Annotated in this window: 10 protein-coding genes; 7 read left to right on the top strand and 3 right to left on the bottom strand. The window is 72.2% G+C overall.

Annotated elements, in window-relative coordinates; translation table 11 throughout:
• Positions 1-121: 121 nt before the first annotated feature.
• From ABD350_RS13255 to ABD350_RS13245, 3 genes are read right to left on the bottom strand one after another with little or no spacing between them, the layout of a single operon-like run.
• Positions 122-1,645: a maltokinase N-terminal cap-like domain-containing protein gene (locus tag ABD350_RS13255; protein WP_344348163.1), complete on the bottom strand. Its 1,524-nt coding sequence runs from the start codon at positions 1,643-1,645 to the stop codon at positions 122-124.
• Entirely contained in the window at positions 1,642-3,396 is a 1,755-nt protein-coding gene (gene treS, locus ABD350_RS13250) for a maltose alpha-D-glucosyltransferase (RefSeq protein WP_344348162.1), read from the bottom strand. The genes ABD350_RS13255 and treS overlap by 4 nt, the downstream gene beginning before the upstream one ends.
• Positions 3,389-5,371, bottom strand: coding sequence for an alpha-1,4-glucan--maltose-1-phosphate maltosyltransferase (locus ABD350_RS13245; RefSeq protein ID WP_344348161.1), 1,983 nt, complete (start codon positions 5,369-5,371; stop codon positions 3,389-3,391). Before ABD350_RS13245 ends, treS begins: the two co-directional genes overlap by 8 nt.
• Before the next feature lie 430 nt (positions 5,372-5,801).
• Here ABD350_RS13245 and ABD350_RS13240 point away from each other — a divergent pair, with 430 nt between their 5' ends.
• From ABD350_RS13240 to ABD350_RS13210, 7 genes are all read left to right on the top strand, one after another.
• Entirely contained in the window at positions 5,802-6,629 is an 828-nt protein-coding gene (locus tag ABD350_RS13240) for a type 1 glutamine amidotransferase domain-containing protein (protein ID WP_189997676.1), read from the top strand.
• A 40-nt stretch (positions 6,630-6,669) separates the two neighbouring features.
• The gene (locus ABD350_RS13235; RefSeq protein WP_344348160.1) at positions 6,670-8,280 is read left to right on the top strand and encodes a thiamine pyrophosphate-binding protein; all 1,611 of its coding nucleotides are present in this window, start codon (positions 6,670-6,672) and stop codon (positions 8,278-8,280) included.
• Positions 8,281-8,314: 34 nt separating this feature from the next.
• Positions 8,315-8,728: a hypothetical protein gene (locus tag ABD350_RS13230; protein ID WP_189997674.1), complete on the top strand. Its 414-nt coding sequence runs from the start codon at positions 8,315-8,317 to the stop codon at positions 8,726-8,728.
• 171 nt (positions 8,729-8,899) lie between these two features.
• A complete protein-coding gene (locus tag ABD350_RS13225) occupies positions 8,900-9,529 on the top strand; it encodes a DJ-1/PfpI family protein (RefSeq protein WP_189997673.1) in 630 nt (209 codons plus the stop codon).
• Positions 9,526-11,349 (top strand): AGE family epimerase/isomerase, encoded by a 1,824-nt coding sequence (locus ABD350_RS13220; RefSeq protein ID WP_189997672.1) that lies wholly within the window; start codon positions 9,526-9,528, stop codon positions 11,347-11,349. The genes ABD350_RS13225 and ABD350_RS13220 overlap by 4 nt, the downstream gene beginning before the upstream one ends.
• Before the next feature lie 2 nt (positions 11,350-11,351).
• Positions 11,352-13,430 carry a glycogen debranching protein gene (locus tag ABD350_RS13215; protein ID WP_344348159.1) on the top strand — a complete coding sequence of 693 codons (2,079 nt, stop codon included), beginning with the start codon at positions 11,352-11,354 and terminating at the stop codon, positions 13,428-13,430.
• 41 nt (positions 13,431-13,471) lie between these two features.
• Entirely contained in the window at positions 13,472-13,798 is a 327-nt protein-coding gene (locus ABD350_RS13210; protein WP_189997670.1) for an STAS domain-containing protein, read from the top strand.
• Positions 13,799-13,835 lie beyond the last annotated feature (37 nt).

Here is a 13,835-nt window from a genome sequence, read left to right as displayed (position 1 = left end):
TTTCCCCCCGTGCTCCTCGGTTCCGTCCCGTGGCGCGCGAGGCACTTACGAGACGCTCCGGACACTAACCTACTCAACACTCGGTATGTCCATGCGGCGCCTGAGAGCGTTGACCAAGGCTTTACTGACCGGAATCGGTACCGAGGAGCCGGCCGATGGCGCGGAGCGGATTCCAGGCCCAGTCGGGGCGGTTGCGGGTCTCGTACAGCACCTCGTAGACGGCCTTGTCCAACTGGTACGCGGCCAGCAGCGGGGCGCGGGCACGGGAGCGCGGGTCCACGCGGGACGCGGCCGCGTAGCCGTCGCAGAAGGCCCCCTGCATACGCCGCGCCCACGCCTCCGCGACGGCCCCGGCGGGGCCCGGGACGCGATCCGCGGCGCCCAGCACGTGGTACGCCGCATAACTGAAGGACCGCAGCATGCCGGCGACGTCCCGCACCGGTGACGCCATGGCGCGGCGCTCCGTGAGGGGCCGTGCGGGCTCCCCCTCGAAGTCGATCAGCAGCCATCCGTCCGGGGCGCGGAGCACCTGTCCCAGGTGGAGGTCGCCGTGCACGCGCTGCACCCGGCCGGCGGCCTCCGGCTCCATGCCGGCCACCGCCGCGAACGCCTCGCGCAGCGCCTTCTCGTACGGAGCGAGCCGCGGTACCGCCTCCAGCGCCAGGTCGAGACGGTTCGTCATGGCGCCCGCCAGGCGGGCCAGTCCGGGCCGGCCGAGCGGCCTGCTGCCGCCGACGGCCGCCAGCTCACGGTGGACGGCCGCCACCGCCTCACCGAGCCGCCACGCCTCACCGACGCCCGCAGCCTCCGCGGTGCTCGCAGCCTCCGCCGCGCTCGCCGCCGTGCCGCCCCGGGTCCCGCCGGTCGCGCCGGCACCGTCCGTCCGGCCACCGGACCCGCCGGCACCGCCCGCCGGCGCGGCCGCCCGGCCGGGGAGCGGCAGGCGGCGCAGGTCGCGCAGGGCCAGGTCCCAGCCGCTCGGCGCGTCCTCGGCGTACTCCTGGAGCGTGGCGTACGTGGGGCCGTCCGCCGCCGGGCCCTCGATCGAACCCAGCAGCCGCGGCACGTGGGCGGAGCCCGCCACGTGCAGCATGCGGTGCAGCTCCAGGTCGGGGTTGCGGCCGGGGCCGAGCCTGCGGAAGACCTTCAGCAGGTAGCGGCCGTCCACCACCACCGAGCTGTTGCTCTGCTCGACCCCGAGCGGCCGGCTCGACGGGACGGGGTGCGGCGGGCGCATCCCGGGGCTCTCCGCGCGGAAGCGCAGCCCGTCGGTGCGGGTGCCGCGGGCGATCAGGCCCACGAGACACGAGGTCAGCTCCGGATCGGCCAGGGCGTCGTAGACGACGGTGTCCCGGTCGCGGGCGACGACGGCCGGGGTGCCGGCCGCCGCCGGGAGACGGGAGGACACCCCGAGCGGCACCTGGTAGTCCTCCGGCGGCCCCCCGTCCGCGAAGTGGGCGCGGGCCACCACGATCACGCCCTCGGGGCCGCCCGGCGGCCGTGCCTCACGGAAGGGCAGACAGTGCTCCACACCGACGTGGCGCAGCGGCCGCCCCTTGCCCGCGAACCAGCGCTGCGTCGGCAGCCACACGGTCAGCGAGGCCGCGAGCCGCGCGCTCCAGGTGACACGGGCGGGCGCGGTCATGACGTCTCCTTCGCGTCCGTCAGGGAGAACCACAGGAACCCGTGTCCGCCCAGGGTGAGCCGGTAGGGGGCGCCGGTGACGCGGGGGAACGTGACGTCCCCGGTCAGCTCGGTCGGTACGGCGCCGGCCTCCGCGCCGAGGTGGAGGGTGGCCGGCTGCGGGGAGGCGGAGAAGTTGTGCACGCAGACCAGGACGTCCTCGTCGCCCTCCGGTCCGGTGAGCCGCCTGATGTAGGCGAGGACGGCCTCGTTCTCCGTCTCCAGCTCCTCGAAGGTGCCGAGCCCGAAGGCCGGGTGGCGGCGGCGCACGTCGAGCATGCGGCGGGTCCAGTGCAGCAGGGACGACTGCTCGGCCGCCTGCCGTTCGACGTTGACGACCGCGTAGTCGTAGGCCGGGTCCATGATGACCGGCAGACCGAGGCGGCCCGGGTTCGCCGTGGAGAAACCGGCGTTGCGGTCGGAGGACCACTGCATGGGGGTGCGGACCGCGTCACGGTCGGGCAGCCAGATGTTGTCGCCCATGCCGATCTCGTCGCCGTAGTACAGGATCGGCGAGCCGGGCAGGGAGAGCAGCAGCGCGGTGAGCAGCTGGATCTGGTTGCGGTCGTTGTCGAGCAGCGGCGCGAGCCGTCTGCGGATACCGAGGTTGGCGCGCATCCGCGGATCCTTGGCGTACTCCGCGTACATGTAGTCACGTTCCTCGTCGGTCACCATTTCGAGGGTCAGCTCGTCGTGGTTGCGCAGGAAGATGCCCCACTGGCTGCCGGACGGGATCGGCGGTGTCTGGGCCAGCACCTCGGACACCGGCAGCCGGCTCTCGCGGCGCAGCGCCATGAAGATGCGCGGCATGAGGGGGAAGTGGAAGGCCATGTGCGCCTCGTCGCCGCCGGAGGGCGCGTCCCCGAAGTACTGCACGGCGTCGATGGGCCACTGGTTGGCCTCGGCCAGCAGCACACGGCCGGGGTACTCGTCGTCGACGATCTTGCGTACGAGCTTCAGGAAGTCGTGCGTCCGGGGCAGGTTCTCGCCGTTGGTGCCCTCCTCGACGAAGAGGTAGGGCACCGCGTCCATGCGGAAGCCGTCGATGCCGAGGTCGAGCCAGAACCGCACGACGTCGAGCATGGCGTCCTGGACGCGGGGGTTCTCGTAGTTGAGGTCCGGCTGGTGGCTGAAGAAGCGGTGCCAGTAGAACTGGCCGCGCACCGGGTCGTGGTTCCAGTTGGACTCCTCCGTGTCCACGAAGATGACACGGGCGTCCGGGTAGCCGCTGTCGTCGTCGGCCCAGACGTAGAAGTCGCCGTAGGGCCCCTCCGGGTCGCGGCGGGAGGCCTGGAACCACGGGTGCTGGTCGGAGGTGTGGTTCATCACCAGGTCGGTGATGACGCGCATGCCTCGGTCGTGCGCGGCGTCCAGCAGCTCCACGAAGTCGGAGATGGTGCCGAACTCCGGCAGCACCGCCCGGTAGTCGCTGATGTCGTAGCCCCCGTCGCGCAGCGGAGAGGCGAAGAAGGGCGGCAGCCAGAGGCAGTCGACGCCCAGCCACTGGAGGTAGTCCAGCTTCTCGGTGAGCCCGCGCAGGTCGCCGGTGCCGTCGGCGTTGCTGTCGTAGAAGGAGCGGACGAGCACTTCGTAGAAGACCGCGCGCTTGTACCAGTCGGCGTCGACGGGCAGGGCCCGGGCGCTGTGGTAGTCCTCCGCGCGCACCTCGGGCAGGTGTCCCGCCCGTGTGCCGTCGCCGGGTCGGTCACTCATGACGGCTCCAGGTGATGATGCGGGCGACGGAGTCGGCGGGGTCGATCTTGACGTGGCTGCTGGTGCCCCAGACCACGTCGGCGCCGGTGAGCTCCTCGCGCGCGGCGAAACGCGCCCCGGCCGTCAGGCCGAGCGGTGCGGGGTCGAGGGTGACGGTCCCCTCCTGCGTCCGGTACGGATCGAGGGTGACGACGCACAGCACGGTGTCGCCGCCGGCCGGATCGGTCTTGGAAAAGGCGAGGAGCTGGTCGTTGTCCACCTCGTGGAAGCGGAGGTGGCGCAGCCGGCGCAGCGCTGGGTGCGCGCGGCGGACCCGGTTCAGCGCCGCGATCAGCGGCTCCAGGCTGCGCCCGGCCGCTCGCGCCACCTCCCAGTCGCGGGGCCGCAGCTCGTACTTCTCGGAGTCCAGGTACTCCTCGCCGCCCTCGGCACCGGCCAGCGCGCGGTGTTCGAGGATCTCGAAGCCCGAGTAGACGCCCCAGCTGGGGGAGAGCAGCGCGGCGAGCACGGCGCGCAGCGCGAAGGCCGCGGGGTGACCGTCCTGGAGGTGTCCGGGGAGGATGTCGGGGGTGTTGACGAAGAAGTTGGGGCGCAGGAAGTCGGCCGTGTCCACCAGTTCGGTGAGGTAGTCGGTCAGCTCCTGCTTCGTGGTGCGCCAGGTGAAGTAGGTGTACGACTGGGTGAAGCCGGCCTTCGCCAGCCCCTGGAGGACGGCGGGCCGGGTGAAGGCCTCGGCGAGGAAGACGACGTCCGGGTGGCTCTCCTTCACCTCCCGGATGAGCCGGTTCCAGAAGACGGCCGGCTTGGTGTGGGGGTTGTCGACGCGGAACACCGTCACCCCGTGGTCGATCCAGTGCGTGACAATCCGGAGCAGCTCGGCGTAGAGCCCGTCGGGGTCGTTGTCGAAGTTCAGCGGATAGATGTCCTGGTAGGCCTTGGGCGGGTTCTCCGCGTAGGCGATGGTGCCGTCGGGGCGTGTGGTGAACCATTCCGGGTGGCTGCGCACCCAGGGGTGGTCGGGGGAGCACTGGAAGGCCAAGTCCAGGGCGACTTCCAGGCCGAGGGCGCCCGCCGACGCGACGAAACCGTCGAAGTCGTCGAGGGTGCCCAGCTGTGGGTGGACGGCGTCGTGGCCGCCGTCCGCCGAGCCGATCGCCCAGGGGGACCCGACGTCGTCCGGGCGGCTGGTCAGGGAGTTGTTGCGGCCCTTGCGGTGGGTGTGGCCGATGGGGTGGACGGGTGGCAGGTAGACCACGTCGAAGCCCATCCGGGCGATGCGGGGCAGCTCCTTCGCGGCGGTGGCGAAGGTGCCGTGGACGGGCTTCCCGTCCAGGTCACGGCCCCCCGTCGACCGGGGGAAGAACTCGTACCAGGCGCCGGCCAGCGCCAGCTCGCGGTCGACCCACACCTGGCGGCTCGGTCCCCGGGTGAGCAGTTCGCGCAGGGGGTGCAGTGCGACGGCCGCGGCCACGCCGGGGGCGAGGGCGGCGGCGGTGCGCTCAGCGGGCGGGAGCCGCCAGTCGCGCAGCCGTTCGGCGGCGGCGACGAGCAGCCCGCGGTCACCGTCGTCCGCCCGGCGGGCGTGCCGCTCCAGCAGCCGGGCGCCGGTCTCCAGGTCGTTGGCCAGCTCATCGGCGTCCTGTCCGGCCGCGAGCTTGGCGCGCACGGCGGCGCACCAGGTGGTCCACGGGTCGCCCCAGGCGTCGACCCGGTAGGTCCACATGCCCGGGCGGTCCGGTACCACCGTCGCCGACCAGCGGTCCAGGCCCTCGTCGAGCAGGGTCATGGGGACACCGGCGGCTTCCGGCCGGTCCGGTCCCGGGCCGCGCCACAGCACCGAGGCGGCCAGCGCCTCGTGTCCCTCGCGCCAGATCGTCGCCTCTATGGGGACGTGCTCGCCGACCACCGCTTTGGCGGGGAACGCCCCGCCCTCCACGGTCGGCGTTACATCGCCTATGGATATGCGTCCACTCATTCGTGAAAGCCCTCTCTTTCCGCGTTTTCTCCACCCTCGGGGCGGCGGGATGTTGAGGGAAGCATTCCGGCCGTATCGCGGTGCACTTCGCGGACTTGGCCAAGTGGCAGCGTAAGTGTGAGAGGCGGGAATTCCGGTGCGGAGCCGGGGGCGAATGCTGCTGGCCGGGTCCGTTGCGGGTTTGCTCAACCGCAGGTCAGTGATGGTGCGGGTAGGCGGGTGTCCACTCTGGCACAGTCTCGGGTGCCCGGACGGCGACTGCCCGGGCTGGTGCGCAACTGCGTCAACTTCCCATAGTTGTAGTCATGTCCGAGCCGTTCGTTGCGGCATGTATCAATTCCCGTATCTACTCGGTCCTGTTCGGCGGAGGTCATTCTCCGCCGGCTGCGGGGACCGACCCGCGTAACTCGTGATTCACACGGAGGAAAAAGTGTCGCAACGAATTCTCGTGGTGCTTTCGGAATACGGCTATTGGGGTGAGGAACTCGTCGGCCCGCTGGAGGCGTTCGACGCCCGCGGGTACCGCGTCACCTTCGCCACGCCCACCGGCAAGCGGGCCCGCGCGCTGCCGCCGAGCCTCGACCCCGACTACATCGACCCGCCGCTGGGCCGCTCCGTCACCAGCCACGACATGGCCCGCAAGGCCCGGGCGCTCGACGAGTCCTCCCGCCTCGACAACCCGCTGAGCCTGGCGGACCTGATTCCGGAGCGCCCGTACTACAGCGCCCTCAACCACCTGCGGGAGCTGGAGGACTACAACCGCCGGCTCCAGTCCGCCACGTCCGACCTGGTGGCAGGGTTCGACGCGCTCGTCATCGTGGGCGGCAGCGGCCCGATCGTGGACCTCGCCAACAACGAGCGGCTGCACGAGGTCGTCCTGGCCTTCGCCGCCGCCAACAAGCCGATCCTCGCCGAGTGCTACGGCGTGGCCGTGCTGGCCTTCGCCCGGGACCTGGAGACGCGGGAGAGCCTGCTCCGGGGCAAGCACGTGACCGGGCACCCCAAGGAGTACGACTACAAGGACGGCACCGGCTTCATCGGCGTGGACTTCAACATGGGCCCGCCGCCGTACCCGCTGGAGTACATCCTCCGCGACGCCACCGGGCCCGAGGGCGGCTTCCACGGCAACGTCGGCAAGGAGACGTCCGTCATCGTCGACTACCCCTTCGTCACCGGCCGGTCCACCCCGGACTCCGTCCTCTCCGGCGAGCTGCTGGTGCAGACGCTGGAGAACGGCCTGCGCCGGTACGGCTGGTAGGGCTCCGCACCACATCCCCGATCAGAGGAAGGACAGCACCATGCGAGCCAGACCAGGGAAGACCGCTGTTTTCGAGCAGTTCGCGGCCGACGGCATCACCTACATGTTCGGGAACCCGGGCACCGTCGAACAGGGCTTCCTGGACGAGGTGCGACGGTCCGGCGTCTCGTACCTGCTGGGGCTCCACGAGGGCGTCGCGGTGGGCATGGCGGACGGCTACGCCCGCGCCGCCCAGCGGCCCGCCCTGGTCCAGCTCCACAGCGGGGTCGGCCTGGGCAACGGCATCGGCATGCTCTACCAGGCCAAGCGGGGCGGTTCACCGCTGGTGGTCCTGGTGGGCGAGGCCGGTGTGCGCTACGACGCGATGGACGGGCAGATGGCGGCCGACCTCGTGTCCATGGCGAAACCCGTGACCAAGTACGCGACCCGCGTACTGGACCCGGCGTCGACCCTGCGGGTGCTGCGGCGCGCCGTCAAGATCGCCATGACGCCGCCCCGCGGCCCCGTCGTGGTGGTACTTCCGGCCGACGTGCTCGACCAGATCACCACCGAACCCGCCGTCCCCACGCCCCTGCTCGACACGAGCGCCGCGCCGGCCCCCGCCACCGTGTCGCGCGCCGCCGACATCCTGCTCGGCGCGCGGCGCCCGCTCGTCCTGATGGGCGACGGGGTGGCGGTCAGCGGGGCGCAGGAGGAACTCACCCGGGTCGCCGAGCGGCTGGGCGCCCCGGTGTGGGGGGTCAACTCCTCCGAGACCAACTTCGACACCACGCACGCGCTGTACGGCGGGCAGCTCGGCCACATGTTCGGCGCGGACAGCGCCCGGGTGGTCCGTGACGCCGACGGCGTCCTGATCGTGGGCACCTATGTCTTCCCCGAGGTCTTCCCCTCGCTTGAGAGCCCCTTCCGGGACGACGCCCGCATCGTCCACATCGACCTGGACGCGTACGAGATCGCGAAGAACTTCCCCGTGGAGCTGGGCGTGGTCGCCGACCCCCGGGCGGCGCTCGGGGCACTCGCCGGCGAGCTCGAACGGCGGGGCCCGCTCACGCCGCGGGCACCGGCAGCCGCCCGCCCGCCCGTCCCGGCCGCCACCGACGGGGACTCCCTGATGGAGCGCTTCGTGCGGGAGCTGTCCGCGCAGGCCCCCGCCGACCTGGCCGTCTTCGACGAGGCGCTGACCGCGTCGGGCCCGATCGCCGCCCACCTGCCGGCGCGGCGCCCCGGGGACTTCTTCCAGACCCGCGGCGGCTCCCTGGGCGTCGGCATCCCCGGCGCGCTCGGCGTCAAGCTGGCCCGCCCCGAGCTGCCCGTCGTGGGCTTCACCGGCGACGGCGGCAGCATGTACACCATCCAGGCGCTGTGGACCGCGGCCCGCTACGGCATCGACGCCAAGCTGGTGATCTGCAACAACCGCCGGTACCGGCTCCTGGACCTGAACATCGAGCAGTACTGGCGCGAGCTGGGCATCCCGCCGCACGCCGGGCCGGACGCCTTCGACCTGTCCGATCCGGAACTCCGCTTCAGCGCCCTGGCCGAGTCCATGGGCGTGCCCGCCCAGCGGGTGGAGCGGCCGGACCAGGTGGAGCAGGCGGTGCGCACCATGCTCGCCCACCAGGGCCCCTACCTCATCGACCTGGCCACCGACTGAGGGCGCTCGAGCGCGCACCCGAAAGGACATCACCATGACATCTGCCCCCTCCCGGTCCGTACTCTCCGTGGACGCCGTCCACCGGCTCGTCGACCAGTGGCGCGCGGCGCTCGCCCGGCGGGCACCGGTGGAGGAGCTGCTGCCCCACCTGGCCAACGGCCTGCTGGTGGAGCTGCCGGGCCGCATCGTGCGGGGCGCCCAGGACTTCAGGCACTGGTACGGGGAGAGCGGCGGCCAGGCCGCGCTCTGCGACGACCGCCCCGGCGCGGACGAGGTCCGCGTCCGGGTGGTCTCCCCGGTCCACGCCCAGGTCACCCTCCAGGACCCCGGCTCGTCGCCCGACGCCCCGGCCCCGCTCGCCCGCCAGACGTGGTGGGTCGTCCTCCAGGACGGCGTACCGCGCATCCGCACCATGGCGTTCCACCAGCCGGCTCCGCAGCCAGCCTGAGCCGGCACCGCCCCCGGCGGCCCGGGGCCTGCACATCACCGCCCCGGGCCGCCCCCTTCGTTTCTCCGTGCCGGACCGGCCCGCCGCCTTCGTACCGGAGCCCGGACCGGCCCGCCGCCTTCGTACCGCACCGACCCGCTCCGACCGACGAACGGAAGAGGACCGACCGATATGACCACCGCGACACCGTCCACGATCCTGCCTCCCGGGCGCCTGTCCGGCCGCCGGATAGGCATCCTGATGGAGAGCGACTTCGTCGAGGACGAGATCGCCTACTACCAGCACCGGTTCCTGGAGGAGGGCGCCGAGGTCGTCCTGCTGACCCGGCTGTGGGGCCGCCCCTCGCTCACCTTCCGCGGGCACGACTACCGCGCCGAGGTGACCGTCCACAACGACCTGGAGAGCCTCGACTACGGGGAACTCTCCCAGTACTCCGCCCTGATCGTGCCCTCCGGCATGGTCGCCGACCGCCTGCGCTACAGCGAGGACGTGACCCGGCAGGCGCCCGCCGTCGACCTCCTGCGCCGCGCCTTCCGCCTCCCGCACCTCATCAAGGCCTTCTCCTGCCACGGCCTGCTGCTCATGTCGGCCGCCCGCGACAGCATGCGCGACCGGCGGGTCACCGCCCACAACAACCTGGTCGGCGACGTCCGCAACATGGGCGCCGTCTACACCAACCAGGACCTGGTCGTCGACGGCGACCTGGTGACCTCGCGCACCGTGGACGAGCGCCACCTGCTCGCCCGCGCGGTCATCGAACTCCTCGCGGCGGCGAAGCAGGACCCGGCGGTGGCGCGGTGAACGCCGGCCCGACCGCCGCGGTCCCCTTCACCTTCTCCGACCGCACGGCCGGTTACGTCGTGGGGCGCCGCGGCCGCGAGGTCGAACTGCGCACCCTCGACGGGCGCCTCGTCACCGTGCACCTGACGGACGTCACCTACGCCCACCGGATGCGCAACCTGGGCGAGCCCTACCAGGACGCCACCGGCAGCATGGACGAGCACCTGCGCCCCGGCGCCTTCCTCTTCAGCTACGGGCCGGTGTACCCGGAGGGCGGGGAACTGCACTACCAGGCGACCGAGCTGATCTTCGTCACCGAGGCCGGCGGCACGCCGCCGTACGAGAGGGCGGGCTGGTGGACCTCCCAGCTGGGCCGGCTCGCGTCCTTCTACCGCACCTCGCAGTTCGGCACCGGCCCGGTCGACTTCGCCGACTACCGGACCGAGATCCGGGCGGGCGGCGCGAAGACCGGGCGCCACGTCCAGGAGACCGACACGATCTCCCGCATGGTCTACGGCATGGCCACCGCCTACATGCTCACCGGCGAGGAGGACTTCCTGGACGTGGCCGAGAGAGGTTCGAGGTACCTGCACGACCACATGCGCTTCAGCGACCCGGCCGAGGACGTCGTCTACTGGTACCACGGCATCGATGTGCGGGGGCCGCGCGAGAGCAAGCTGTTCGCCTCCGAGTTCGGCGACGACTACCGGGCCATCCCCGCCTACGAGCAGATCTACGCGCTGGTGGGCCTCACCCAGACGTACCGCCTGACCGGCGACCCGGTCATCCGCGCCGACATCGAGGGCACGGTGCGGCTCTTCGAACGCTACTTCGCGGACCGCAAACTCGGCGGCTACTTCTCCCACATCGACCCGGTGACGCTCAGCCCGCACAGCGACGCCCTCGGACCCAACCGCTCCCGGAAGAACTGGAACTCGGTGGGCGACCACGCCCCGGCCTACCTCTTCAACCTGTTCCTCGCCACCGGGGAGGAGCGCTACCGCCGCATACTCGAACATACATTTGACATGATTGTCACCCATATGCCGGACAGGAACAGCCCCTTCGTCAACGAACGCTTCCATGCCGACTGGACACCCGACACCACCTGGGGATGGCAGCAGGACCGCGCCGTCGTCGGGCACAACCTGAAGATCGCCTGGAACCTCATGCGGATGAACGCCACCATGCCCAAGCGCGAGTACCTGGCGCTCGCGGAGCGGATCGGCGCGACCATGCCCGACGTCGGCCGGGACCCGCAGCGCGGCGGCTGGTACGACATGGTCCAGCGGCTGCCGGAGCGCGGCCGGCACCCCTTCGTCTGGCACGACCGCAAGACCTGGTGGCAGCAGGAGCAGGCGATCCTCGCCTACCTGGTGCTGGCCGGGCACACCGGTGACCAGGACGCGCTGCTGCACGCCCGCGAGGCGTCGGCCTTCTACAACTCCTTCTTCCTCGACCACGACGAGGGCGGCGTGCACTTCACGGTCCTGGCCGACGGACTGCCCTACCTGGTGGGCGACGAACGCCTCAAGGGCAGCCACGCGATGAGCATGTACCACAAGGCCGAACTCGCCTACCTGGCCGAGGTCTACACCCGTCTCCTGGTCCACCGCGAACCGCTCGACCTGTGGTTCCGGCCCGGCGCCGGCGCGGACTTCCCGCAGCGGCTCCTGCGCGTCGCGCCCGACGTGCTGCCGCCGGGGCGCGTGGAGCTGGAGTCGGTGCGTGTCGACGGCGCTCCGCACACCGACTTCGACGCCCGGTCGATGACGGTGTCGCTGCCGGACACCGGCGACAGGAGCACCGTCCGGGTCCGGCTGCGCCCCGTCCGGTCGTGACCATGGGCCGCACGTCCGCGCCGCACGACGGCCGGCTACCGGAGCCCGGCCTCGGCACCCGCCCGGGCCGGCCGGCGCCCCTGGGGGCCACCGTGGTCCCCACGGGCGTCAACTTCGCCGTGTGCGCACCCGGCGCCCGGGCGCTGTGGCTGGTGCTGATGGCGCCGGAGAGCGGCGATGTCGTCGCCGAACTGCCGTTCCCCGAGGACGGCAGGACGGGCGACGTCTTCGCCGTCACCGTCTCCGGGCCCGGCGTCGAACAGCTCCACTACGGCTACCGCGTCGGCACCGGGGCGGGCACCGCCGCCGCCCCGGTGCTCCTCGACCCCCGCGCGCGCGGGCTCGCGGGCGGGGGCGCCTGGGGCGAGCGGCCCCGCTACCGCTCACAGATCGGCGAGGACACCTTCGACTGGGGCGGTACGCGGCGGCCGCGCACCGCCCCGGAGGACCTCGTCGTCTACGAGCTGCACGTCCGCGGCTTCACCCGCGACCCCAGCTCCCAGGTGGCGCGCCCGGGCACCTACGCCGGCCTGCGCGAGAAGATCCCGTACCTGCTCGGCCTCGGCGTCAACTGCGTCGAGCTGCTGCCCGTCTTCGAGTTCGACGAGACGGACAACACGTACACCTCTCCGGAGACCGGCGCCCCGCTGCTCAACTACTGGGGCTACAACCCCGTCGGCTTCTTCGCGCCCAAGGCCGCCTACGCGGCGACGCCCACCCCGGACGCGGCGGCGAGGGAACTCAAGGAACTGGTCAGGGCGCTGCACGAGGCGGGGATCGCGGTCGTCCTCGACGTGGTCTTCAACCACACCGCCGAAGGCGACCACCGCGGACCGACCCAGTCCCTGCGGGGTCTCGACGGGCCGGCGTCGTACCTGATGACCCCGGACGGCGGCTACCGCAACCTCACCGCCACCGGCAACACCGTCAACGCCAACCACCCCAGGACCCGGGCCCTGATCCTGGACTCCCTGCGCCACTGGGCGACCGAGTACCGCGTCGACGGCTTCCGGTTCGACATGGCGTGCATCCTGGCGCGCGGGCAGGACGGCGAACTCCTCGACAACCCGCCGCTGCTGGAGGACATCGCGCACGACCCCGTGCTGGCCGACCGGCTCCTCGTCGCCGAGGCCACCGACGCCACCGGGCTCGACCTGACCGGCGGCTTCCCCTCCTACGGGCGGTGGAGCGAGTGGAACGCCCGCTACCGGGACGACATCCGCCGCTTCCTCCTCGGCCGCCCGGGCAGCGCCGCCGCCTTCGCACCGCGCCTGCTCGGCTCGCCCGACCTCTACGGCGGACGGACCGCTACCGCCTCCGTCAACTACATCACCTGCCACGACGGGATGACGCTCGCGGACCTCACCTCCTACGACGAGCGGCACAACCACGCCAACGGCGAGGGCGGCGCGGACGGCATCCCCGACGAGGACAGCTGGAACTGCGGCCACGAGGGCCCCACCGGTGACCCGGCCGTCCTCCTGACCCGGGACCGGCAGCGGCGCACCGCGCTGGCGCTGCTGTTCCTCAGCCAGGGGGTGCCGATGCTGCTCGCCGGTGACGAGTTCGGCCGCACCCAGCAGGGCAACAACAACGCCTACAGCCAGGACAACCCGATCAGCTGGCTGGACTGGACGGGCACCCGTACCCACGCGGACCTCCTCCGCTTCACCCGGCGGTGCGTCGCCTTCCGGCGCGCGCACCCGGTCCTCCGGCGCGTCCGGCACCCCGACGGCGTCACGCCCGAGGGCTGGAAGCTGCCGCCGGTGAGCTGGCACGGGGAACGGCCGGGGGAGCCGGACTGGAGTGACGGTTCGACCCTGCTGGCCGTCCTGCTGCACCAGGAGCCTCCCGAGGGCGTCCGGGACACCGTGTTCATCGCGGTCAACACCGGCCGCGCCGACCGCGCCGTCGAACCGCCGGCGCCCCCGTCCGGTACGCACTGGCGCCTGTCCCTGGACACCGGCGCGGCCACGGAGCCGGAGGCCCCGGTGCCGCCCGGGCGCGTCCACGGACCGGCCGCCCTCCGGCTGGCCCCCCACACGGCGGTCGCCCTGACCGCACACCCGGACGGCTCCTGAACGGGGCCGTCCTGCCACTCGCCCGACGAAAGGACATGACCATGGCTTTCGACGCCTACCTGGGCTTCGCCGGAACCACCGCGAGCATTCACCTCGCCGGCGACCTCTCGGAACACGATGTGCCCCGGCTGCGCTCGCTGATCGACCAGGCCGCGCGGCAGCCGGTGCGCCGGCTGGTGCTGGACGCGGCGGAGCTGACGTCGATGGACGCCGGCGGCGCCCGCTGCCTGGCCTTCGCCCAGCAACAGCTCCCCGCGGGCGCGGAGATCGTCGTGGACGGCGCCGGTGACGCCGTCCTGGAGGCCCTGCGCTTCAGCGGCCTCGACCGTTCGGTCACGGTGGTCGCGGCCCGGGTGCCCGTGGCGTAAGCACCACACGCGGTACGACAGCGGCGGCCGGCCCCGA

The organism is Streptomyces nogalater (assembly GCF_039532885.1).
In the GTDB taxonomy this organism is placed as follows: domain Bacteria; phylum Actinomycetota; class Actinomycetes; order Streptomycetales; family Streptomycetaceae; genus Streptomyces; species Streptomyces nogalater.
Note: the sequence above shows the minus strand (reverse complement) of the source record. Positions and strands in the feature narration are given on the sequence as shown.

Excerpts from the sequence above, each read along its gene's own strand:
- ABD350_RS13230 (WP_189997674.1), top strand. The coding sequence starts at position 8,315 with ATGACATCTGCCCCCTCCCGGTCCGTACTCTCCGTGGACGCCGTCCAC.
- ABD350_RS13215 (WP_344348159.1), top strand. The coding sequence starts at position 11,352 with ATGGGCCGCACGTCCGCGCCGCACGACGGCCGGCTACCGGAGCCCGGC.
- ABD350_RS13255 (WP_344348163.1), bottom strand. The coding sequence starts at position 1,645 with ATGACCGCGCCCGCCCGTGTCACCTGGAGCGCGCGGCTCGCGGCCTCG.
- treS (WP_344348162.1), bottom strand. The coding sequence starts at position 3,396 with ATGAGTGACCGACCCGGCGACGGCACACGGGCGGGACACCTGCCCGAG.
- ABD350_RS13245 (WP_344348161.1), bottom strand. The coding sequence starts at position 5,371 with ATGAGTGGACGCATATCCATAGGCGATGTAACGCCGACCGTGGAGGGC.
- ABD350_RS13225 (WP_189997673.1), top strand. The coding sequence starts at position 8,900 with ATGACCACCGCGACACCGTCCACGATCCTGCCTCCCGGGCGCCTGTCC.
- ABD350_RS13210 (WP_189997670.1), top strand. The coding sequence starts at position 13,472 with ATGGCTTTCGACGCCTACCTGGGCTTCGCCGGAACCACCGCGAGCATT.
- ABD350_RS13235 (WP_344348160.1), top strand. The coding sequence starts at position 6,670 with ATGCGAGCCAGACCAGGGAAGACCGCTGTTTTCGAGCAGTTCGCGGCC.